At 37.4% G+C, this 23,363-nt stretch carries 23 protein-coding genes; 18 read left to right on the forward strand and 5 right to left on the reverse strand.

Features of this window, described 5'->3' with window-relative positions; genetic code table 11:
• Nucleotides 1-4: 4 nt before the first annotated feature.
• Nucleotides 5-601 carry a recombination mediator RecR gene (recR, locus tag ODQ17_RS01055; RefSeq protein WP_004792557.1) on the forward strand — a complete coding sequence of 199 codons (597 nt, stop codon included), beginning with the start codon at nt 5-7 and terminating at the stop codon, nt 599-601.
• A 324-nt stretch (nt 602-925) separates the two neighbouring features.
• Nucleotides 926-2,050, forward strand: a complete 1,125-nt coding sequence (locus tag ODQ17_RS01060) for a ribonuclease D (protein WP_322901149.1) — start codon at nt 926-928, stop codon at nt 2,048-2,050.
• Nucleotides 2,051-2,507: 457 nt separating this feature from the next.
• Here ODQ17_RS01060 and ODQ17_RS01065 read toward each other — a convergent pair whose 3' ends face one another.
• Nucleotides 2,508-3,188, reverse strand: coding sequence for an FMN-dependent NADH-azoreductase (locus ODQ17_RS01065; RefSeq protein ID WP_322901151.1), 681 nt, complete (start codon nt 3,186-3,188; stop codon nt 2,508-2,510).
• A gap of 118 nt (nt 3,189-3,306) precedes the next feature.
• Between ODQ17_RS01065 and ODQ17_RS01070 the strand changes: the two genes are divergently transcribed.
• The 3 genes from ODQ17_RS01070 to ODQ17_RS01080 all read left to right on the forward strand — a co-directional run bounded on the left by ODQ17_RS01070 (nt 3,307) and on the right by ODQ17_RS01080 (nt 5,036).
• Nucleotides 3,307-4,158 (forward strand): LysR family transcriptional regulator, encoded by an 852-nt coding sequence (locus tag ODQ17_RS01070; RefSeq protein ID WP_322901154.1) that lies wholly within the window; start codon nt 3,307-3,309, stop codon nt 4,156-4,158.
• 97 nt (nt 4,159-4,255) lie between these two features.
• A complete protein-coding gene (locus tag ODQ17_RS01075) occupies nt 4,256-4,522 on the forward strand; it encodes a hypothetical protein (RefSeq protein WP_005304955.1) in 267 nt (88 codons plus the stop codon).
• Nucleotides 4,523-4,700: 178 nt separating this feature from the next.
• Nucleotides 4,701-5,036: a hypothetical protein gene (locus ODQ17_RS01080; protein WP_322901155.1), complete on the forward strand. Its 336-nt coding sequence runs from the start codon at nt 4,701-4,703 to the stop codon at nt 5,034-5,036.
• Between the two features lie 68 nt (nt 5,037-5,104).
• Here ODQ17_RS01080 and ODQ17_RS01085 read toward each other — a convergent pair whose 3' ends face one another.
• Nucleotides 5,105-5,269, reverse strand: coding sequence for a hypothetical protein (locus ODQ17_RS01085; protein WP_002113596.1), 165 nt, complete (start codon nt 5,267-5,269; stop codon nt 5,105-5,107).
• A 471-nt stretch (nt 5,270-5,740) separates the two neighbouring features.
• Here ODQ17_RS01085 and ODQ17_RS01090 point away from each other — a divergent pair, with 471 nt between their 5' ends.
• The 8 genes from ODQ17_RS01090 (at nt 5,741) to ODQ17_RS01125 (ending at nt 13,162) form a co-directional block, all read left to right on the forward strand.
• Nucleotides 5,741-6,046, forward strand: a complete 306-nt coding sequence (locus ODQ17_RS01090) for a YcgL domain-containing protein (RefSeq protein WP_005304960.1) — start codon at nt 5,741-5,743, stop codon at nt 6,044-6,046.
• On the forward strand, nt 6,039-6,425 hold the full coding sequence (locus ODQ17_RS01095) for a hypothetical protein (protein WP_013198006.1): 387 nt from the start codon (nt 6,039-6,041) through the stop codon (nt 6,423-6,425). Before ODQ17_RS01090 ends, ODQ17_RS01095 begins: the two co-directional genes overlap by 8 nt.
• 29 nt (nt 6,426-6,454) lie before the next feature.
• Nucleotides 6,455-7,306, forward strand: a complete 852-nt coding sequence (locus ODQ17_RS01100) for an AAA family ATPase (protein ID WP_002113662.1) — start codon at nt 6,455-6,457, stop codon at nt 7,304-7,306.
• A 15-nt stretch (nt 7,307-7,321) separates the two neighbouring features.
• Nucleotides 7,322-8,509, forward strand: a complete 1,188-nt coding sequence (locus ODQ17_RS01105) for a vWA domain-containing protein (protein ID WP_322901158.1) — start codon at nt 7,322-7,324, stop codon at nt 8,507-8,509.
• A 37-nt stretch (nt 8,510-8,546) separates the two neighbouring features.
• Nucleotides 8,547-9,758 (forward strand): tryptophan synthase subunit beta, encoded by a 1,212-nt coding sequence (gene trpB / locus ODQ17_RS01110; RefSeq protein WP_322901160.1) that lies wholly within the window; start codon nt 8,547-8,549, stop codon nt 9,756-9,758.
• Between the two features lie 237 nt (nt 9,759-9,995).
• Nucleotides 9,996-11,000, forward strand: a complete 1,005-nt coding sequence (prmB, locus tag ODQ17_RS01115; RefSeq protein ID WP_174766025.1) for a 50S ribosomal protein L3 N(5)-glutamine methyltransferase — start codon at nt 9,996-9,998, stop codon at nt 10,998-11,000.
• 12 nt (nt 11,001-11,012) lie between these two features.
• Nucleotides 11,013-12,104 (forward strand): chorismate synthase, encoded by a 1,092-nt coding sequence (aroC, locus tag ODQ17_RS01120; RefSeq protein ID WP_322901163.1) that lies wholly within the window; start codon nt 11,013-11,015, stop codon nt 12,102-12,104.
• A gap of 332 nt (nt 12,105-12,436) precedes the next feature.
• The gene (locus ODQ17_RS01125) at nt 12,437-13,162 is read left to right on the forward strand and encodes a hypothetical protein (RefSeq protein ID WP_322901164.1); all 726 of its coding nucleotides are present in this window, start codon (nt 12,437-12,439) and stop codon (nt 13,160-13,162) included.
• Between the two features lie 244 nt (nt 13,163-13,406).
• On the opposite strand, the gene ODQ17_RS01130 is transcribed toward ODQ17_RS01125, so the two are convergent.
• Nucleotides 13,407-14,636, reverse strand: coding sequence for a GGDEF domain-containing protein (locus ODQ17_RS01130; RefSeq protein ID WP_005304984.1), 1,230 nt, complete (start codon nt 14,634-14,636; stop codon nt 13,407-13,409).
• Between the two features lie 320 nt (nt 14,637-14,956).
• Between ODQ17_RS01130 and ODQ17_RS01135 the strand changes: the two genes are divergently transcribed.
• Nucleotides 14,957-15,709: a TenA family transcriptional regulator gene (locus ODQ17_RS01135; protein ID WP_049836577.1), complete on the forward strand. Its 753-nt coding sequence runs from the start codon at nt 14,957-14,959 to the stop codon at nt 15,707-15,709.
• 50 nt (nt 15,710-15,759) lie between these two features.
• Here ODQ17_RS01135 and ODQ17_RS01140 read toward each other — a convergent pair whose 3' ends face one another.
• Nucleotides 15,760-16,899 carry a hypothetical protein gene (locus tag ODQ17_RS01140; protein ID WP_013198000.1) on the reverse strand — a complete coding sequence of 380 codons (1,140 nt, stop codon included), beginning with the start codon at nt 16,897-16,899 and terminating at the stop codon, nt 15,760-15,762.
• A 156-nt stretch (nt 16,900-17,055) separates the two neighbouring features.
• Nucleotides 17,056-18,042: a lipoyl synthase gene (gene lipA, locus ODQ17_RS01145; RefSeq protein WP_322901166.1), complete on the reverse strand. Its 987-nt coding sequence runs from the start codon at nt 18,040-18,042 to the stop codon at nt 17,056-17,058.
• A 362-nt stretch (nt 18,043-18,404) separates the two neighbouring features.
• Between lipA and ODQ17_RS01150 the strand changes: the two genes are divergently transcribed.
• Genes ODQ17_RS01150 through lpdA form a run of 4 tightly spaced genes read left to right on the forward strand, consistent with a single transcriptional unit; the run spans nt 18,405 to nt 23,351 of the window.
• Nucleotides 18,405-19,367, forward strand: coding sequence for a thiamine pyrophosphate-dependent dehydrogenase E1 component subunit alpha (locus ODQ17_RS01150; protein WP_322901168.1), 963 nt, complete (start codon nt 18,405-18,407; stop codon nt 19,365-19,367).
• A 13-nt stretch (nt 19,368-19,380) separates the two neighbouring features.
• Nucleotides 19,381-20,400: an alpha-ketoacid dehydrogenase subunit beta gene (locus ODQ17_RS01155; RefSeq protein WP_005304999.1), complete on the forward strand. Its 1,020-nt coding sequence runs from the start codon at nt 19,381-19,383 to the stop codon at nt 20,398-20,400.
• A 1-nt stretch (nt 20,401) separates the two neighbouring features.
• Nucleotides 20,402-21,937: a 2-oxo acid dehydrogenase subunit E2 gene (locus tag ODQ17_RS01160; RefSeq protein ID WP_322901170.1), complete on the forward strand. Its 1,536-nt coding sequence runs from the start codon at nt 20,402-20,404 to the stop codon at nt 21,935-21,937.
• Between the two features lie 10 nt (nt 21,938-21,947).
• The gene (gene lpdA, locus ODQ17_RS01165; RefSeq protein ID WP_322901172.1) at nt 21,948-23,351 is read left to right on the forward strand and encodes a dihydrolipoyl dehydrogenase; all 1,404 of its coding nucleotides are present in this window, start codon (nt 21,948-21,950) and stop codon (nt 23,349-23,351) included.
• Nucleotides 23,352-23,363 lie beyond the last annotated feature (12 nt).

A 23,363-nucleotide genomic window follows, 5' to 3' on the forward strand; every position in this document is an offset into this window, starting at 1 on the left:
TTCTGTGTTTAGCGATAGATTTGAACAACTCGTTCAAGCTTTACGTATATTGCCTAGCGTTGGTCCGAAATCGGCTCAACGTATGGCATTACATCTTTTGATGAAAAATCGAGAAGGTGCGTTTGCATTAGCCCATGCTTTACATGAAGCTTCAAGTTATATTCATGAGTGCAGCGTTTGCCATTCTTTAACTGAACATGAAATTTGTGATATTTGCGCCTCAACTGAGCGAGAAGATCAACTATTGTGTGTGGTTGAATCACCAGCAGATGTGATGGCGATTGAGCAAAGCGGAAGTTTCCGTGGTAAATATCATGTTTTAGGTGGGCATCTTTCACCTTTAGATGGTATTGGTCCAGAAGAAATTGGTATTCCTTATCTGATTCAGCGTTTAAGCCAAGGCAAAATTGAAGAAGTGATTTTGGCAACAAATGCGACTGTAGAGGGACAGGCAACCGCTCATTATTTGGTAGAAGCGACTAAGCACTTACCTATACAAATGACACGTATTGCTCAAGGTGTACCGCAAGGTGGTGAACTTGAGTATGTAGATAGCCATACATTAAGTCAGGCAGTTCATAATCGTATGAGAATGAAATAAGCATTTCGATGCTTATTTCATTGATGTCATATAAAATTGAATTAGATTTATTAATTTAGTTATAAAAGATGAATGTTATTTTGTCTTTAATTAAAAAAGTTTAAATAAAATATGAAAGCCCATAAGAATGAAAAAGATCTTATAGATTTTAAACAATGAATATTTGGAGTTAACTTTAAAAATATAAATAAAAGATCAAAAAATTATCTATTTTCGAAAAATTGTTCAAAAATAGAGTATTCATAAAGGTTTAAGTGGTAATTTCCTACTTCTATGTTATATATACCAGAGTTCTAAGCACTCTTTGCATTTACTTGAGAAAGCATGTTTCAGTTTATCCAACAGCAAACCGATTTGGTTGATGTTCTTCAAAAAATGGATCAATGTTCGATATATGGACTTGATACAGAATTTATTAAGGTTGACACACTCTGGCCTAAACTTGGAGTATGCCAAGTTAATGTAAATGGCAATGTCTATCTGTTGGATGGTGTTTCATTAGATCTAAGTCAGTTTTGGAAAAAAATATTTCTCGCTCAGCAGAACATTTTTCATGCGTGTGGGGAAGACATCGATTTAATCTATCATTACGCTGATCAAGAAGATCTGCTTAATGTGTTTGATACTCAAGTGGGGCTTTCTTTCTTAGGCCATGGGCTGCAAGTAAGTTACCAAGGCGCGTTGAAGCTTTGCCTCGATATTGATATTGAAAAAGATCAAACAAGATCTGATTGGTTAGCTCGACCTTTATCGCCTCAGCAACTTTGTTATGCGGCAAATGATGTTCTATATATAATGAAGTTAGCGCATCATATTCAAGAACAGCTTAAGCAGAAAGGGCTTTATGACTATGTTCTTGAAGATTGTAGTAGTTTAACTAAAGAAATTATTAGTGAAACGCCGACAGAGTTGCTTTACACCGATGTTGGTAATTATCGCCATTCGCGTCGTCAATTGATGCAACTGCAAAATTTAAGTGAATGGCGCGAATACATTGTTAAAGCAACGAATCAGCCACGCAGTTTTATTCTTAGAAACTCAACCATGATTGATATGGTTGAAAAGAATCCACGTAATAGTTTTCAACTCTCGCAAGTTAAAGATATTCGCCCAAACGTAGTTCGTGAATATGGAAAAACTATTTTAGAATTACTTAAAGATTTGCCGATTGAAAGTGAATGGCCAACAAGAATTGCCAAACCTTTTAAAGTAACATCTAAAGAAACTTTGCATAAAATGGATATGGTACTTGCCCATGCAATAAGTGAAACTTCTATTCCTAAAGAAGTATTGCTTAGAAAGAAATGGCTAAATGCAATTCATCAACATGTTCTTTCTCAAGGGGATGAACAAGATTTACCTGATTATCTTTTGGGTTGGCGTTACGAGCTATTAACTCAACCATTAATTCAGTTATTTCAAGAAGAAAAAAAAAGTCTATCCATTTAAAATGATGTGATAGTTCAAATTTAAAAGCTCATCTTCGTGATGGGCTTTTTTAATGAAGAGTAATGAATAATTTAAATTGAGTAGTTTTTATTTATAAATAATAGATATTCAATATTAATAGTTAATAAAGTAAATGTTTATGTTAGTTATATTAAATAATTAACTTTATTAAAAAGCTAGTAAAGTGATGGGTTGAAGTAATTTTAATTTGTAAAATTGATAATGAATTAAATTAACTTCTTCAATGAGAAAAATTCAATTGATTAAACATACAGGTCTGTATATTCTTGATTGTAAGAAAAACAATTTCAATATAAATAATATATAACTATAAGTTTGTTTCGGTGCAGAAATAAAAAAGCCAACCCAATTGGGTTGGCTTTTTATTTTTAATCATATAACTCAGTTAAAAGTCAGTAGGTCATTAAATTTGAAAAATTTAAGGATTCATATTTTACTAACTTTCTGTATATGAAGCGGAAAGTTCAGCTACGAGTTTCTCTGCTTTTTGAAAAGCATTTTCTAATGATTTTATATGTCGTGCATCTCCAAATTCTTGATATTCTGAAGCAATTTCATAAATTTTCTCTACCCCTAAATATTTGCTGAGTGTGCGAAGGTGAGGCATGAGATGATTCATATGATGGCGGATGCCATCTTTCTCAAAACCAAACTCTCCACTAGAGGTGATAATGATTAAAATTTTTCCAGATAGAAGAGGTTGTAAAGGAAAGTCGCCACGAGCAAGATCAAAATCAAATGTTTTATTAATCCGAATAATTTGGTCGAACCATGCTTTAAGTTGAGCTGGCATACCATAATTGTACATAGGGGAAGAAATTAAAATGATATCTGAACTCGAAACTTCTGCTATTAACTGATCCGATATAGATAAAACATCACATTGAGCTTGAGTTCTTTTATTTTCAGGTGTGAATACAGCATCAATCCAGTCTTGAGTAATAAATGGTGGCGGATTCATTCCTACATCACGATAGATATACTCATCTATAGCCAGTTGCTTTTTCCATGAGCTGACCAATCGGCTGGCAATATTTTTAGAAATCGAATTATGGTTTGGATTGGGGTTAATCGCAGCTCTTACACTAGCATCTATATGTAATATTTTACTCATCATAAATTCCAAAAAAGTTAAGGTTTAATTTATTTTGAGTTTTAAAAGATAAGTAGACAAACGAGAAAATTACATTTATAGATGAGTTTAGATCACCTATAAATATAACTTTGGAGAAAGCATGCAAGTCTCTTTGCAAGCACTTAAGGCATTTGAATCAGCCGCTCGATTGGGGAGTTTTAAATTGGCTGCTGAAGAACTTTCGCTAACACCAACTGCGATTTCACATCATATTACTAATTTAGAAAGCAGATTAAATGTTGATTTATTTCATCGACAAGTAAGAAAAATAACGCTTACAACCACGGGAGAGAGACTTGCTGGGGCAATTTCTGAAGGGTTTCGTAAAATTGAAGATGCATTAGATGAAATAACAGTAAATGGAAATGTAGTGAGAGTGGCTAGTACGTCTTCACTCGCTGCAATGCTGTTAATTCCTTCTATAAATGAATTTTATCAATTGCACCCCGATATCTCAGTTGAATTCTCTACAGGCGAAGCTTTAGAAAGTCACTTATATACATTGCCTATTCGATATGGTGATGTATCTTCAGTACCTTCTAAAGATGTCCTTAAATATGAGTCTTTTAATGTATTTAGTGCATCTAAACTTGCTCTGACCAAAGATGCTAGTGAGCCAATAACGTTATTCACCACTGAATGGAAAAATAAAGCATTACCAAGTCCACCATTAGACACATGGCTTGAAGTGAATGGATGGAAAAAGGAGAGGGTGATAATTAAGAAATTTGATCAGGAAATTTTTGGCATACATGAGGCTTTATCTGCCAATGGATTAGTATTTTGTTCTGCTACACTTACCCATAGGTTCGTTAAGGCGAATCTTTTACAGGAGTTTAAAACCAAACCCATTCAATCAGAGCTGTGTTACTACATTCCAAATAAGGAAGATTTTAAAAATAGAAATGCGAGAAAATTTATTGAATGGGTAGAAAGTTTATTCAACCAATAAACTTATATCTTTGATTGGTTTTAACTACACAACACTAAAACTCATATAGCCTTTTTATGCTATAAACTTAGATAAATTAATAATTAGAGAGATAAATATGCTTAACAACTTTAATGCTGAACAAGCTCGTCAAAATGCTAAAAACTTTAAAATAAACCAAGACGTCATATTGGAAAAAATTTTAACTGGTACTGAGTCTGAATCTAAGGAGGGAAAGAGAAAAGCAACTTTCTGGTTTCCTGTTGATGCTATAAGCCCTGATCATCTTACTCTGGTTGAAGAGGAGCTTAAAAACAGAGGGTTTAATGTCTCAACTGATATTGAGCACTCTGGTACCACGATCACAATTGAAATAAGCTTCTAATTATTGCTGCGTTTTAAGCAAACCATCCTTAAAACAAGGGTGGTTTTTTATGCATGATTTTTCGTGATTTAAGGGAAGTAAATATAAATTTATTTACAATTAAATTTATATTAATCAGGATATTATTTGACAGCTTCCATCTTCTTCTGTAGCTTTACTTTTTGAGTGGAATATGGATATGAACTTCCAAACAATACTTTTATCTTTCAAAAATCAATCTACTGGTACAGACGCATTTAAAGAGTTAAAAAATGCTTGTGAACAGTCTCTTAAAGAACCTCAAAATACAAAAGAAAAAGCAGCCGTCTATTTAATCTATGGTTTTGCGCGTAGCTACGTGATCTTATATGAAGATGAAGCTGTAACTTCTGAATTTGCCAACACCTCTAAGTCTAAGCTTATAGACTACATGGAATGTTTAAATGAAGCCTTATTAAGTCAAAATGATAGTGCTATTTTGAATGCCTTAAATCAAGTAAGTGATGACTATATAAAGAGCTCTCGAGTTTTCTAAACACTATTAATTTATTTTTGATTAAAATACTTCTTTAGCCCAAGCTAAAGAAGTATTTAATATTTGTTTTAGTGAGACTTTTTCTTACCGCCACCATCTTGTTTATTGACAGTAGACCATGCAATTCGTTCAGCTTCTTCTTGAGAATGACCTCTATCCACTTCACTCTCAACAATATGTTTAGCCTGACGTTTTTGCTTTGCTGTGTAAGCTGTTTTATCACCGCGAGGCATAGGTTCATCCTCCATATCTATGATTAAGATACTTAATATTTAAACATGCTGAGAATTTAAACCAGTTAAGTAATGTCTCCCAATGTGTATTAAGTGGTTAGAAGTTTTACTTAAATGTGAATTTTAAAATTTAATAGCTCACTTTAATGTCATAAATTTCATAGTATTAATGTGTGGAAGTATTAAAAATAGATCACAAAAAGTACTCAGTAACGAACATTTTTTCTTTTTTCCTAAAAATTGTTTTTATTTTATTAAAGTTGAAAATTAGGTTTAGTGTTTAAAATCAAATATTTATTAATTTGTTGTGAAAGCCAGTTTTTATCTGGAACAAAGTTATTATCGACCTTAATCAATGTTGTAGGTTAATATTTCCTAAGAATTAAAAAAACGACTGATGCGTAAACAAACCTGCGTGTGTGAGTCGTTTTTTTTCATGTATGCTGTCCTTAGTTCAAGAGTTGATTTGAAATGCACTGTGATATTTATAGATCGAGCAAAAAAGATGAAATGTACATGTATATTGCTCGTCCAAACTATCCTGACGATGCGGAACAAGCTGATCCGTTTGAAAATGTTCCTGAAGCTGTTTTACAAGCGTTTGGTCGTGCAACGTTTGTCATGCATTTAGAATTAGCTCCAACACGTAAATTGGCGCGTGCTAATGTTTTACATGTTTTAGACTCATTACAAACAAAAGGTTTCTTTATTCAGATGCCGCCAGAAGGGTTAATTAACCCAAATGCGGTTGAACCAGAGGGCTTACGTGGTGCGTGAAGATCAAACTGGAATAATGAATCAATTATTCTCTTTTTTGGATGTTGTTCCTGAAGGTGTTATTGCTTTAACAGCTTACGGAATAGGCGCTATTATTGCTTTATGGTGTTGGTGGCGATTAATGCGTCGCCTTCCTACAACTTTTGGTGCAATTAGCTGGCTTATTGTATTTGCTATTTTAGTTACCCCAACAGTGTCTGAAGGACCAAATGCATCGGTAGCACCGGCTATTTTTGGACTTCTATTTGGTGTTTTAACCAAAGATAGCCCTCTAATTTGGTCAAATTTATCTTTAATTCTGTTTGTAGTTGGTCTAGGTTTGGTTGTTGGCTATTGTTGGTCAAAATATTCAACAAACAAAAGCATGCGTTCCATCTAACCATTGAAATAGAAAAATAAGGTCTTTACATGTCTGCTGATACCCAACATTTTACCGGTACAGATCAATATATCGCGACTGATAGTCTTAAGCTCGCTGTAAAAGCAGCTCGTGCTTTACAAAAGCCTTTACTAATTAAGGGTGAACCTGGCACGGGTAAAACTTTACTTGCTGAACAAGTAGCACAAAGTTTGGGTTTAAAACTGATCACTTGGCATATCAAATCGACAACCAAAGCGCAGCAAGGGTTGTATGAATATGATGCGGTTTCTCGTTTACGAGACAGCCAGTTGGGTGATGATCGAGTTTACGATATTAAGAACTATATTAAACCCGGTAAACTGTGGGAAGCTTTCACGAGTGAAGAGCGTTGTGTTTTGTTAATTGATGAAATTGACAAAGCCGATATCGAGTTTCCAAATGACTTGCTGCATGAACTCGATAAAATGTCTTTTTATGTTTATGAAACCAATGAAACAATTACGGCAACACAGCGCCCAATTGTAATTATTACTTCGAATAATGAAAAAGAATTGCCAGATGCTTTCTTGCGTCGTTGTTTTTTTCATTACATTGAGTTTCCAGATGAAGCTACAATGCGAGAAATCATTGCAGTTCATTTCCCAAATATCTCTGCAACACTAGTAAACGAAGCTTTACAGGTTTTCTTTAAACTACGTGAAATCCCTAATTTGAAGAAACCACCATCAACCTCTGAGTTAATTGATTGGTTAAGCTTACTCATGGCAGATGATATGCCAGAGGATGTATTACGCAATCGAGATACATCAAAAGCGATTCCACCTTTATATGGTGCGCTGATCAAAAACGAGCAGGATGTGCAACTCCTCGAACGTTTGGCTTTCATGTCTCGACGTTAAAGGAGGGAATAACCCATGTTTGTGCGGTTATTTTACACCTTACGTAAATACGGTGTTCCAGTTACAACTCGTGAACTCATTGACTTAAACCGTGCTGTGAGTGAAGGCTTAGTTTTTGCCGATCAAGAAGAGTTTTATCAACTTGCTAAAACAATTTTAGTTAAAGATGAGCGCTTTTTTGACAAGTTTGATCGTGCCATGAAAGATTATTTTGACGGCATTGAAACCTTTGATCTGGACGAGTTACTCAAGCAAGTTCATAAGTTGCCAAAAGACTGGTTTGATTTAGAGCTTCTAGAAAAGCATTTAACTCCTGAACAACGGGCAGAACTCCAAAAAGCAGGTTCCTTAGAAGAACTGATGAAAATGCTGGAAGAGCGGTTACGCGAACAGCATAAAAAACATCAGGGTGGTAACCGCATGGTGGGTACTGGTGGTACTTCACCTTTTGGGGCTTTTGGAGATCATCCAGAAGGTGTCAGAATTGGTGGACCAGGGCGTAAACGTTCGGCAGTTAAAGTCTGGGAACAACGTAAATATCAAAATCTGGATGATGACCAAGTTCTTGGTACTCGCCAAATGCAAATTGCTTTGCGCCGTTTGCGGAAATTTGCGCGCCACGGTGCAGCTGAAGAGTTGGACGTTGACGGTACAATCCGTGAAACAGCTAAGCAAGGTATTTTAGATGTTCAAATGGTACCTGAGCGTCGAAACCGAATAAAAGTGCTGATGTTGTTCGATGTGGGCGGTTCGATGGATGCTCATATTGCACAATGCGAAAAACTGTTTAGTGCCGCTAAAAGTGAGTTTAAGACACTCGAATACTTCTATTTCCATAATTGTCTCTATGACTATGTCTGGAAAGATAACTACCGAAGAACTGCAACCCGCATGAACACATGGGATTTGTTTCACACCTATGGACGCGACTATCGTGTAATTGTAGTGGGTGATGCCAGTATGGCACCGTATGAGTTGAAATCGGTGGGTGGCTCGGTTGAATATATGAATGATGAAACAGGCGAGGTTTGGTTACGTCGCCTACGTCAACATTTTGATAAAACAGCGTGGTTAAATCCTGAAACAGAAGGGTATTGGCATTACACTCAAACCATTGGTTGGATTAAAGAGATTTTTGAAAATCATATGTATCCAATGACGCTAAAAGGCATTGAGGATTTAACGCGTTACCTTTCTCGATAAGCTTAATAACTTTAATAATTTAAAAAAGAGGGATGATATGCAACATCAAATTAACGGTATTGCTTTGCCGAATGAACAAGGATTTTTTGGTGAATATGGCGGACAGTTCATTCCTCCACATTTAAAAGAAGCAATGGATGAAATTAATGTTGCCTATGAAGAAATTCATCATACAGCTGAATTTCAAAATGAACTATCAGACCTCTTTACGAATTATGTAGGCCGTCCAAGTCCGTTATTTCATGCGAAGCGTTTGTCTGAACAGTTAGGTGGCGCACAAATTTACTTAAAACGTGAAGATTTGAACCACACTGGTGCCCACAAAATTAATCACTGCTTAGGTGAAGCTTTACTTGCTAAATATATGGGCAAAAAGAAAGTTATTGCTGAAACAGGTGCTGGTCAGCATGGGGTCGCTTTGGCAACAGCTTGTGCATTAGTAGGAATTCCCTGTGAAATTCACATGGGTCAAGTCGATATTGAAAAAGAACATCCAAATGTGGTCAAAATGAAAATTTTGGGTGCTCATTTGGTGGCAGTTACACGTGGTACAGCAACATTAAAAGATGCTGTAGATAGTGCATTTGAAGAATATTTAAAAGACCCTAAAAACTTTATATATGCGATTGGTTCTGTTGTGGGTCCACATCCATTTCCTAAAATGGTTCGTGATTTTCAATCGATTATTGGTAATGAAATTAAAGATCAAACGCATCAACGATTTGGAAAAAGTCCAGATTATGTGGTGGCATGTGTAGGTGGTGGTTCAAATGCAATAGGTGCATTTACTGCATTTTTAAATGACTCAGACGTAAAACTTGTTGGGGTTGAGCCAGCTGGACATGGTTTAGAAACCAATATGCATTCAGCAACGCTAACTTTAGGTAAGCCAAGTCAAATTCATGGTATGGCGTGTTATGTGCTTGAAAATGAGGCGGGTGAACCTTTACCCGTGCATTCTATTGCTTCAGGACTAGACTATCCGGGTGTTGGGCCACAACACAGCTTTTTAAAAGATTTAGGGCGTGTTGAATATAGCACTGCAACTGACCAAGAATGTTTAGATGCTTTTATGACACTTTCTCGTGTTGAAGGCATTGTTCCTGCACTTGAAAGCTCACACGCTGTCGCATGGGCAATTCGTGAAGCACCAAAACTGCCGAAAGAAACCATGATTGTGGTGAATCTATCAGGTCGTGGAGATAAAGATTCTGATTATGTTGCTGAAAAGCTTAAGCTTAAGCTTTAAGCCGACTAATCTCGAAAAGCGGTCAGTATTTAAAGGCCGCTTTTTTATTTTAAAAATTTAAATCAATCTCTAGTTAAAAGTTCATTATTTCTTAATTAAAACAAAGTATTCTGATTTTAACGTGTGATTGTTAGAGATAGGCATGTAAAACTCCTGTTCACAAGGCAAAGCGTTGCTTTGCTGTACCTCACTCAGTAGAATAGTCACTTTGCAAAATTTGCCTTTGGAGACGCCTAAGTGGAGCGACCGACGATTAGCCCTGAAAATTTACAGGAAGCGGCTGAAAATTTATCAACAATTCGAGATTTTATTCGTTTTGGGGTATCAGCATTACGTCAACATGATGCACATTTAGGACAAGGTACTGAAGATTATTTTGCAGAAAGCTCTGCATTAGTTTTACAAACCTTATCTCTTGAATGGTCAGCAGACGCAGAAATTCTAGATGCGAAGTTATTACCAAGCGAAAAAGCAGAATTTTTAAGCTTATTGGAACGTCGTATCAATGACCGTATTCCAACATCTTATTTATTAAATCTTGCTTATTTCTTTAATAAGCCATTTTATGTAGATGAGCGTGTACTCATTCCACGTTCACCAATTGCAGAATTAATTGAGCAACGTTTTGCACCATATTGTTTAGATGAAAATGGTCAAATGCGCGAAGCTCTTAATAATTTGCCAGAAAATGCAAAACCTAAAACGCCACAACGTATCTTAGATATGTGTACAGGTTCTGGTTGTATTGCGATTGCTTTGGCTTATGCATATCCAGACGCTGAAATAGATGCAACTGACATTTCTAAAGAAGCTTTAGAAGTTGCTTCAATTAATACTGAACACCACAATAAGCAATATCAAGTTGCATTACTTGAATCTGACTTGTTTGCCAAGATTCCAGCTGAAAATCAGTATGATTTGATTGTAAGTAATCCGCCATACGTTGATGCTGAAGATATGGCTGACTTACCAGAAGAGTTTTTACATGAACCTGAACTTGCATTGGCAGCAGGCCAAGATGGTTTAGATTTAGTTCGCAAAATGCTTGCACAAGCGGCAGATTACTTAACTGAAGATGGTCTTATTGTCATTGAAGTTGGTAATTCTGAATGGTCGATGCGTCAGAACTTTAATACGATTGATTTCAACTGGCTCACTTTCCAAAAAGGTGGTTCAGGTATTTTTGCTTTGACTGCTGAACAATGTCGCCGTTATAGAAAACTATTTGAAGAGCAAATATAAGGAGTTGGGCATATGGCAGGGAATAGTATTGGACAACTCTTTCGTGTAACCACTTGTGGTGAGTCTCATGGCGTTGGCTTAATGGCAATTGTTGATGGTGTGCCACCAGGCCTTGAGTTAACTGAAGAAGACTTACAAAAAGATCTTGACCGTCGTAAACCGGGAACTTCTAAATTTGCGACTCAACGTAAAGAGCCAGATCAGGTTAAAATCATTTCAGGTGTTTTTGAAGGTAAAACGACAGGCACACCAATTGGTTTATTGATTGAGAATACTGATCAGAAATCAAAAGATTACGGTAATATTGCCCAAACTTTTAGACCTGGCCATGCTGACTATACATATACGCAAAAATACGGTTTCCGTGACTATCGTGGCGGTGGCCGTTCAAGTGCTCGTGAAACTGCTATGCGTGTTGCAGCGGGTGCAATTGCTAAAAAATATTTGGCAGAAAAATTTGGCGTCTTGATCCGTGGTCATGTTACTCAAATCGGCAATGAAGTTGCCGAAAAACTGGATTGGAATGAAGTTCCGAATAATCCATTTTTCTGTGGTGATGTAGACGCTGTTTCACGTTTTGAAGCTTTGGTGACTTCTTTGCGTGAACAGGGAACAAGCTGTGGCGCGAAGCTAGAAATTTTAGCTGAAAAAGTTCCTGTAGGCTGGGGTGAACCGGTTTTTGACCGTTTAGATGCTGATATTGCTCATGCAATGATGAGTATTAATGCGGTTAAAGGTGTTGAAATCGGTGATGGTTTTGCAGTTGCTGGACAGTTTGGTCATGAAACACGTGATGAATTGACCAGTAATGGCTTTTTAGCGAATCATGCTGGTGGGATTTTGGGTGGTATCTCAAGTGGTCAATCCATTCGAGTTGCTATTGCACTAAAACCAACAGCAAGCATTACAACACCAGGTAAAACGATTAATTTAAATCGTGAAGATACAGATGTGTTGACTAAAGGCCGTCATGATCCATGTGTAGGTGTACGTGCAACACCGATTGCAGAAGCAATGCTGGCTATTGTTTTAATGGACCACTTCCTACGCCATCGTGCTCAAAATGCAGATGTTATTCCGCCATTTGCGCCAATTGAACCTTAATCATATTTTTTGATTATAGTACTTAAAACCCCATATTTAATTTAAATATGGGGTTTTAAGTTTTTATTACACCGAAGTTTGATTAAATTTTAAATTATTGTCTTGTCTTATAATATTTATATAAATATAATATTCTGCGATTTATTTTTGAATATATTCATCTGTAAAATCAGCAATTAAAAATTGTTAATTTTTACTACACCAGATTTTTATATTTATCAAATAAAGTTAATTTAATCAAATTGCTTTTATATAAGCTTACTACACATTTAAATTTTTATTACTTTAAACAAAGAATTTTCAAAGTCATCATTGAAATTGGGGAAATATCAATGAATCAATGCACATATAGAATTGGCTGTATGTCAAAGGATAGGCTATTGCCTAAAAATTTAGAGGCAATGATAAAAGTTATTCATGACTTATCTTTGTCATCTCATCTTTTAGGGAATTGGATATACAGCGAAGACAATCCAGACATACATATTATTGATTTAGATAGCGGTTACACCAATATACTTATTCCAAAAAAAATTAAGATCGTATTAAGTAATAATCCTGAACTTTTAAAAGGCTACCAATATGGTTTGAAGAGACCAATAAGGTATCAGGAGCTTCTAAATATTTTACAAGATATTGAGAAGAATGAATATTTTAAAATTAGTCATCAAGAACGTATAACAAATAATGAGAATATCGTTTCTAAAGATCATCTAGAGACAAAGATTCTTTATAAACTTGTTTGTTATCCAAACTTTAAAAACATTCATGCAGAGCAGATTGTTAATGTTACTAGAGTTTGTGCTTTATTATCTATTGAGTCAAAAACAGCTCAAGAAATTAAGAGGTTTTTGAATTTATCCCTTGATGAAATACAAAAAATTATAGAAATAATAAAAAAAGAAGCTTATCCAAATTATGAAACAATACATGAAAATATTGTTTCGATTTTACCATTTTCGACTGAAACTATTTCTAATGTGCCGCAGAGAATAGAACAAAATTCTTTTTTTTATTTTTTAATTAAATTTTGGAAGAAACTAAGGGGTGGGTTCTAATGAAGTGGAGTTTTTCTACATTATATTGGCTGAAGCCTGTAATTTTTTATTATTTAAAATAGAATGTCGATTAATTGAAAGTCGCTAAATTTGTTAAGTTTATATAAGCCATTTTTAACGGATGGTTTAAAACTTAAATAAAAGAGATTTTTGTATGTAATGATTCTAAATTGTTTTTTAGCTTTGCCACGGATGGAAAAGCTAATTATTTATATTGAGTCATTTCAAATGGAAGTCAGACTTTTTAAGTTAAATCTACAATTTGTTCTTCGTTTACAGCAATCTTATATTGATTACGGCCATTCGTTTTTGCCTTATACAAAGCATGGTCAGCGCGAGCTACGAAAGCAGAAATTGAATCATTTAGACGTGGAATCGTGGTTGCCACACCAACACTAATAGTGACTTGTGGTGAAACATCACTACATGGGTGTTTAATTGCAATTTTATCAATAGCATTCATTAAACGTTCAACTTGAATCAAGGCTTGCTGAGAATTTGTCATTGGAAATAACAGTAAAAATTCTTCACCACCATAACGAGCAACCAAATCACCACTGCGTGCAGCAATAGAAGAAATAGCAATTGCGATTTCTTTTAAACATTCATCACCCTTTAGATGTCCTAAAGTGTCGTTGTAAGCTTTAAAATAGTCGATATCGACCATCATGATGGTAAGGGGTGTTTCATGTCGTAAAGCACGGCGCCATTCGTTATCCAGTGTTTCATCTAGATAGCGTCGATTGGCTAAACCAGTGAGTGCATCTTGCTGGGAAAGCAAAGATAATTGCTGTGCTTGCTGCATCAGTTCAATGCGATTCAACTCGATCATGCAGTTTTGTAAGTAGTTTTCTCGATGTTGGCGGTCAGTTGCATAGGCAAGGGTCATGCCCAAGAAACTACTGAAGGTGTAAGTTCGGTTCAAGAAAGTCCAGTCGATCACCCCATTTAAGTAGTTACTTACCAAAATTCCAACAAGTCCTCCAACCCATCCAGCAAATATGGCGGTATAAAAACGCATACCTACTGCACCATAGATAATCACAATCGCATACATCATCGCCGCATGAAAAAGAACGTTCTCTTGGCCATTTTCTATAACGTTAATTAAAATAAAAGTAATTGCTACCGCTAAAGCTGAGCCAATTCCTACATAATAATCAAAATACTGATTTAATTTTTTAATAAACGATAAAATCCAGGCAAGGAAAATAATTACACCCACCCAAGAATAATAACTAAACCAGGGTAAAACTTGTTCAGTTGGCAATACTTGATATATACCAAAGCTTAAAAATATATATAATATTAAAATAATAGGCGCTCTATAGCGGAACTCATAGGCAGCACCGTTTTGGTATTGAAAACGATAGATCGTTTCAAGCTGCTTTGGAAACCATACGAAATTTAATCCTCGTGTGGTTAATAAATCTATTTGTTCCTGTCCCAATATATTGGAACCCTGCAACTTCATAATTAATGCTCTCTATATTGGAAGTTGTCATAAAATGAGACTTATTTTTAGTAAAGTTCCATCTAAAAATATTGATTATATAATGTGTGATTTATTCAAAATAATAATACAGATTTTTTAAAAAAGTAATGATTTTTATCTGAGTTAAATGTGATAAAAATCACGACATTTCAATGATTAGCGTAACAATTATCTAAAGCATCGCAATCCATCGAAAAAAGTTACAAATGGTCGATTAACGATTGTATCTTTATCATTTTCGGATAGACTTGTAGCGTGAAATACAGATGATTGCTGTCATATAAATAGGAAAATTAGCAATGACTGCTCTAAATCAATATGGAATGCATTTAGAAATTACACCGCATAATGGATGGTCACAGCAGTTCTGGGATGACCTGCTACCAGCGAAAGAACGGGTAAGTAAACATCCGTTTTTTTCGGAAATGGCCAATGGGGGATTGAGCCTAAATAGTTTCCGTTATGCTTTACTTAATTTCTATCCATTAGTCGCGCATTTCCCGTCATATATGGCTGGGGCATTAGGCAAAGCAACCGGGTTTTCTGAACCTGGCGTCACAGAAGCACGAGATTGGTTAATCCAAAATATTAAGGTAGAAGAGCGACACTTAAAATGGTATCGCGATTGGGCTGGAGGTTTTGGTTTAACTGTAGAAAAGCTTGATAGTGTGCGGCCACCAGCTGCGATGAATGCTGTAAACCATTTCTTATGGAATATGAGTCATCGCGGTAATTTGGCAGAGTGCCTTGCTGCAACAAATCTGGCAATTGAATGGGCAACTGGAGACTGGTCTATTCAGGTCTATAAGGGTATTCATGCATACACTGATCATCCTGAAGTAACGATTGATAAGCGTTCTTTAGCTTGGTTGCGTGCACATGCGCATTATGATGATCTTCATCCTTATGAAGCCATGGAGCTGATTAAGCGTTTATGTAATGATCGTCCTGACTGGCAGCAAAAAGCATTTCATGCTGCTGAAGAAGGGCTGCGTTATTATGAATTAGCCTTAGATGATTGTTATCGGGTGCAGCTTCAAGCTTCTGCTTGATCTCATCTCAATAAAAGGGAGAATATCTATACGATATTCTCCCTTTTATTTTATTCGAGTAATTTTAAAAGTTTAGTTCGATAAGGTGTTTCTTCAGGTAATAATTCAAGTAAACGTTCAACAGCATCTACACGATCTGGCACACGACTGACCACTCGTAATAGTTGATCAACATCTTCAATTTGATAAATCACATGACTCAAGCGAGCATCAAAGCAATCTCTCCATGCACATAAAAATGGGCTTTCTGATTTAGCTAAAAAACTTCCTCTATAGAGCGTAAGAGTCGTCGATGTAAAGCCTAGGTTTAATGCTTGCTCTGCCATTAAGAAATCACATTGAATTTCACAGTTAAGTTTATAAGGGCGAGACTCAATGACATCGGGGATTAGGTTTCTAAGTTGAGAAAGTTCTGCTTTTAAAGTAGTGGTACTAACTGGTCGATCGCCATATAAAGCATAGTGAAGTTCTTCAAGATTAATTCCCTCAGGACAAAGCGTCAGAATGCACAGAATCTCAATTTGACGTTGAGTCAATGTAAGACTGTGCTGGTTATATTGAACTTTAGGAGTACCAAAGGCCTTAATATATAAAATATTTTTTTGATGAAGCTGAATTGCTTGCTTCACAATATCAGCGCATCTTTCAACAGCTAAAAGCCCAAGAGAATTATGTTTTTGATATTTGGTCGACAAATTCATAATGCCATAAAATTGACCTGTATTTGTATCGGTAATAGGTGCTGCATAGCAAACCCAATCTCTTACACTATTCATTTGGTTTTCGTGTGAGTAAACGCAGTTAGCTGAATGAGTATTTAATGCTAAACCAATTGCATTTTGTCCCACTGCCTGAGTTGACCACTGACCACCTTCAACAAAATGGACTTGCTCTGCCGATGAGCGCATCGGTGTACTACTCCATGTCCAAAGTAGAGTGCCATGTGGGTCGGTCACTCCAATTGCCATATCGGCATCTTCGGCAATATGCATTAAATTCCGATGACACTCGTGAATCGAACGACCAAACAATGAATGTTCCCATTCTTCGGTTAGGTCAAATAACGGAGCCGCTTCGAGGTCAACTGGTGGTTTTTTTCCTAATTGTTGAGAATGAGATGACTTTTCTGGCCGGAATAATGACGGCGTGGTATCTAAAAAAGGTGATGATAATTGTTTTGACATATCCATATCGAAATTCCTTTATCATTGAAATAGCGTATCCGTAGCCGCTCAACCGTTATAACTTTCTTATTGTGACTATTTCCTAGTTATCTCCTTACCTTAAATAATTTTATAAGCCTTGACCATTATCCTATTGGATAAGTTTTGTTAATTACCTGATCGTTAAGATAAGACATCTTGTCGACTAAAAGGCTTGGGTACAGATTCTCCAAAATATTGTCGATCAGCAAAATAGCTAGAGCGGACCATAGGTGCACTCCAAATATTTTTAAAACCTAATCGCTTACCATGTCGTGTGTACCTTTCAAATTCTTGTAAATTTACAAACCGATGAATAGGTGCATGTGACTTGGAAGGCTGTAAGTACTGTCCAATAGTAATAAGGTCTACCTGATAATCTTTTAAGTCGTTCAGTAGAGCAAGTACTTCCGCTTCAATTTCTCCTAATCCAACCATTAAGCCAGACTTGGTTTTGATATCAGGACAATATGCTTTAAACCGTTTTAGTAACTCTAGTGAGTGTTGATAGTCTGATCCAGGGCGCATCGCTTTATATAAACGCGGAACGGTTTCAATATTATGATTAAACACATCTGGAGGAGATAAGCTCAAAGTCGAAAGAGCTGTCTCTAAACGACCACGAAAATCAGGTACTAAAATCTCAATCAAAGTTTCTGGGCAGCGTTTTCGGATTTCTTCGATGCACTTTACAAAATGTGCAGCGCCACCATCGTGTAGATCATCACGGTCTACAGAGGTAATCACGACATATTTTAAGTTTAGGTTTGCGACCGTTTCTGCTAAATGCTTAGGTTCATCTTCATCTAAAGGTTTTGGCCGACCATGGGCGACATCACAAAAAGGACAACGTCTAGTACAGATATCTCCCATAATCATAAATGTTGCCGTACCTCCACCAAAACATTCAGGTAAATTGGGGCATGCTGCTTCTTCGCAAACACTATGTAACTTCTGTTGGCGCAGTAAATTTTTTATGCGCTTGATTTCTTCAAAATCGGTTATTTTTGCTCTAATCCAATCAGGTTTAGTCGGTAACTCTTCTGTCGGTAAAATTTTAATCGGAATGCGAGCAACTTTATCCGCTCCTCTTAATTTAATACCAGCTTCTATTTGTCTTTTTGAGTCCATATATAAAATTCCATTTTATATTAAATATTTTTTAACTAGACTCTATATAATAAAAATCCTTATAACTTAAATGAAAGACATGGATTTTATTAATGAGCGTAGTACACAGCTAATATTATAAATTAATAAAGGTTGGTTAAAGGTTTGTTTTGCAAGTAAATGAAATATATTAAAATTTTTTAATTTTATTTTTACTGTACAAGTTTTTGAAAAATAAGAAATAATAACCATAAAAAACATTTAAAACTTTTTAGTCTAATAGCATATTAAATTTAATTGAGCTTTATTATTTATAGCGAAATATATAACTCTCGCTGAAACTTGGTTGATTTTTAATAATCAAGATAATAAAGGAAAAGGATATGCAATTAACGGAAGAGCAATTACTCGCAGCATATAAACGCATGCGTGATATTCGTGAATTTGAGGATCGACTTCACGAAGAAAATACCAATGGTGATATTCCTGGCTTTATTCACTTATATAGTGGTGAAGAAGCTGTAGCAGTCGGGATTTGCGAAAACCTAACAGACAAAGACTATATCACTTCAACCCATCGTGGACATGGACACTGTATTGCAAAAGGTTGTGACATTCACGCCATGATGCTGGAAATTTTTGGTAAAGATGACGGACTGTGCCGTGGAAAAGGCGGTTCTATGCATATTGCCGATTTGGATAAAGGTATGCTCGGTGCCAACGGGATTGTGGGTGGTGGACCTCCTTTAGCAATTGGTGCGGCGTTGACAGCGAAAACCTTAAGGACTGGTGGCGTCGGACTATCTTTTACAGGTGACGGCGGTTCAAACCAAGGTCTTACTTTTGAAGCAATCAACATGGCGGTTGTTCTTAAACTTCCAGTCATTTTCGTTTTCGAAAATAACGGTTTTGGTGAAGGGACTGGTCATGATTACGCAGTAGGAAGCAAAGACATTGCTGGTCGTGCAGCAGGTTTTGGTTTACCAGCGGTTAAAGTTGACGGTACAGACTTCTTTGCAGTTTATGAAGCAGCCCAAACTGCCATTGAACGTGCACGCCGTGGTGAAGGGCCAAGCGTGATTGAAACCATTACAAACCGTTTTTATGGCCATTTCGAAGGTGACCCTGGCTTGATTCGTTCTAAAGAAGAAGTCGAGTTCATCAAAGAAAATAAAGATCCTTTGAAAATTTTCCGAAAGAAAGTTAAAGGCAAAATTGATGAAGCCAAGCTAGACGAGATTGATGCAGCATCTAAGGCAAATGTTGATGATGCCGTTGCTAAAGCTCGTGCTGCGGCATACCCACAACCAGAACAACTCCTTACCGACGTCTATGTCTCTTACTAAAGGAATAGTAAAGATGCCAAATAAAAGTTTTCGTAATGCAATTAAAGAAGCCATTGAATCAGAAATGCGCCGCGATCCAACAGTTTTTGTAGTTGGTGAAGATGTTCGCGGTGGACATGGTGGTAAAAATACCGAAGATAACGAGCTTGAAGGTTTCGGTGGTGTACTTGGCGTAACCAAAGGTTTATGGACAGAATTTGGTTCGGAACGTGTTATTGATACGCCAATTACCGAATCAGCAATTATCGGTATGGCCGCTGGTGCTGCAGCAACAGGTTTACGTCCTGTTGCTGACTTAATGTTTATGGATTTCTACGGCGTGTGTCATGACATGCTCTATAACCAAGCCGCTAAATTCCGTTATATGTTCGGTGGAAAAGCAAAAGCACCCATGGTGGTCCGTGGCATGATTGGCGCAGGTTTTTCTGCGGCAGCTCAGCATTCTCAGTCACCATATAACGTATTTGCCGCGGTTCCGGGTTTAAAAGTTGTGGTTCCATCTAGCCCATATGATGTGAAAGGGCTATTAATTCAGGCTATTCGTGATGACGACCCTGTGGTGTTCTGTGAGCATAAAATGCTCTATGACATTAAAGGCGAAGTTCCAGATGATGCCTATACCATTCCTTTTGGTGTAGCAAATTATACCCGTGAAGGGACAGACGTGACCATTATTGCGTTAGGGCTGATGGTACACCGTGCCAATGAAGTGGCAGACAAACTGGCAAAAGATGGTATTTCGGTTGAAGTGGTAGACCCTCGTACCATTTCACCTCTGGATGAAGAAGGAATTTTAGAGTCTGTTGCGTCGACTGGGCGAGTGGTCATTGTGGATGAATCAGCGGCACGCTGTGGTTTTGGGCATGATGTTGCTGCACTGGTCGCGCAAAAAGGTTTCCACTATTTGAAAGCACCTGTTGAACTCGTAACGCCACCACATACGCCTGTTCCATTCTCTCCAGTTTTAGAAAAAGAATGGATTCCAAGTGTAGAGCGTATTGAGCAAGCTGTACGAAAAACATTGGAGGCTTAGGATGAGCGAAATTAAAACGCTGGAGATCCCGAAATGGGGATTATCCATGGAAGAAGGCACGATTGCCCAATGGTTGATTAAAGAAGGCGATAGCTTTAATAAAGGCGATGAAATTTGTGAAATTGAAACAACAAAAATCGTCAATGTATTAGAAGCGCCTTTTGCAGGAACGCTCCGTAAAATTTTAGCAAAAGACGGGGATACTTTACCTGTTGGTGGTCTTATTGCGGTATGTGCTGATAGTGAAATTTCTGATGCAGAAATTGAAACGTTTATTGCATCACTAGGTGGTTCAGCAGCTAAGGCCCCTGAAGCACCTTCGGAACAAAGTAAAGCGCAAACATCTGCACCTGTTGCTGAAAAAGCCGAACAACCACAGTCTGTAGCTGCAAGTGCTCCAGCTCCTGCAAAGGTAGCTAAAGGTGACTATGCTGTGCCGGAGTCATTGCAAGGCTATCAAACATCTGATGAGTTGTTTACAACACCGCATGCCTTAAAGCTTGCAGAAAAGCACAATGTGAACTTAGCGAAAGTCACAGGTTCTGGTCGTGAAGGACGTATTAGTGTTCAAGACATCCAGAAGGCTGTACAGGCTGCTGGTGGTCAATGGCCTGATGTTAAGCAGCAAACTCAGGCTAAAGTGGTTAAATCTACTGCTGATGATAGCCGAGTTTCAGCGACACCTGTAGCACGCCGTTTAGCAAAACAATGGGGCATTAACCTAAATGACTGCCGTGTTTCAGGTACTCGTGGCCGTGTCTGTAAAGAAGATGTTGAAGCGGTTTATTACCGTAATAATCCTGCATCGGTAAATGAACAATCTGCTCAATGTGCTGCTCAACCACAATCGACCATTACTACTGTGGCGATGAATGGGATGCGTAAAGCGATTGCTTCACGGTTACAGGCTGCAAAACGTAATGCACCGCATTTCCGCTTAGTGGTCGATCTAAACGTAGAGGCTTTGCAAAATTTACGTAAACAGATTAATGAGACCGTTCCACAAGTCAAACTTTCGATTAATGACATGCTAATTAAGGCAGCGGCAGCGGCGCTGATTAAAGTGCCTGAGGTGAATGTTCAATTTGATGAGGCGACTCAATCAATTTTACAGTTCTCTCAAGCGGATATTTCGGTGGCCGTAGCGATTCCAAACGGTTTAATTACACCCATTGTAAAAGCAGCAAATCAGAAGTCTTTAGCACAAATTTCCGATGACATGCGTGATTTGGCAACGCGTGCCAAGACTGGCAAGTTACAACCTGATGAGTTTCAGGGCGGCAGCTTTAGCATTTCAAATTTAGGAATGTTAGGCATTAAACAGTTCGATGCCATTATTAATCCACCGCAAGGAGCAATTATGGCATTAGGCGCTTCTGAATCACGTGCTGTTGTTGAAAATGGCAATGTAGTAGTTCGTGAGATTGTCACAGCTACATTGTCTTGCGATCACCGCGTCATTGATGGTGCAGTTGGGGCGAAATTCTTGGCCAGCTTTAAGCAGTTTGTTGAAAATCCTGCTTTAATTTTGGTGTAGGAGAACCCGCATGTCAGAAGCTCAATTTGATTTAATTGTGATTGGCGCGGGACCGGGTGGGTATGTGGCTGCAATTCGTGCAGCCCAGCTCGGCTTAAAAACCGCAATTGTAGAAGAGCAACATTTAGGCGGAATTTGCCTAAATTGGGGCTGTATTCCAACCAAAGCTTTGCTTGCAGGGGCGGAGCTTGCAACTCAGTTTAAACATGCTGGACAGTTTGGTTTTCAGGTATCTCAACTCGATTTTGATATACAAAAGCTTGTGCAACATAGCCGACAAGTATCAGCTCAGTTAGTACAAGGCATCGATTATTTACTTAAAAAGAATCAGGTGACAGTGTTTAATGGCCGTGCTCAGCTTATGGCAAAAGAAAAAATTGAAGTGACCGATGCTCAAGGTAATAGTCAGGCTTTGAGTGCACCACACATCATTTTGGCAACTGGAGCTAAAGCTCGACATGTTCCTCAGCTTCCTGTCGATGGAACGTACGTCTGGAGCTATAAAGAAGCTCTTGTTCCAGAGGAGTTACCAAAAACTTTACTGGTTGTGGGCTCAGGTGCAATTGGTAGTGAGTTTGCTAGTCTTTATCAAGACTTGGGCTGTCAGGTCACGCTTATTGATTTAGCCAAACAGATTTTACCGACTGAAGATGCAGAAGTTGCTCAATTTGTCAGAAAGCAATTTGAACAAAAAGGAATGAAAGTCTTAACCGATGCTGTTGTTCAAAGTATTCAAATTGAAAATGAGCAAGTTCACTGTGTGATTGAAACTGCAAGTGACGTTCAAACGATTGTTTTTGACCGTGTGCTTTCGGCAATTGGTGTACAGCCTAATACCACGGGGCTAGGACTAGAACGTTTAGGTGTAGAACTAAATCCACAAGGTTTTGTGGCAATTGATGACTATTGTAAAACCAATGTAGCAGGGCTTTATGCCATTGGAGATGTTGCTGGAGCACCGTGTCTTGCCCATAAAGCAAGCCATGAAGCCATGATATGTGTCGAGAAAATTGCTGGTGTAGCAAACGTCCATTCACTCGATCGTAGCCAGATACCCGGTTGTATTTTTACTCATCCACAAGTAGCGAGTATTGGTTTAACGGAAAATGCAGCAAAAGCTCAGAATTTACCTATACGAATCGGTAAGTTTTCTTTAACAGCAAATGGCAAAGCTTTGGCAATTGGTGATGCATCAGGTTTCGTTAAAACAGTGATACATGCAGAGACGGGGGAATTACTTGGTGCACATATGGTAGGCCATGAAGTGACCGAGCATATTCAGGGCTTTGCAATTGCTAAATATCTAGAAGCAACTGATGAAAGTTTAGCTCAAGTGATTTTCCCACATCCAACATTATCAGAAGCCATGCATGAATCCATTTTGGCTTCAATGCAACGAGCGATTCATATGTAGAAATTCTACATT

The organism is Acinetobacter sp. IRS14, assembly GCF_034650275.1.
Taxonomy (GTDB): Bacteria; Pseudomonadota; Gammaproteobacteria; order Pseudomonadales; family Moraxellaceae; genus Acinetobacter; species Acinetobacter oleivorans.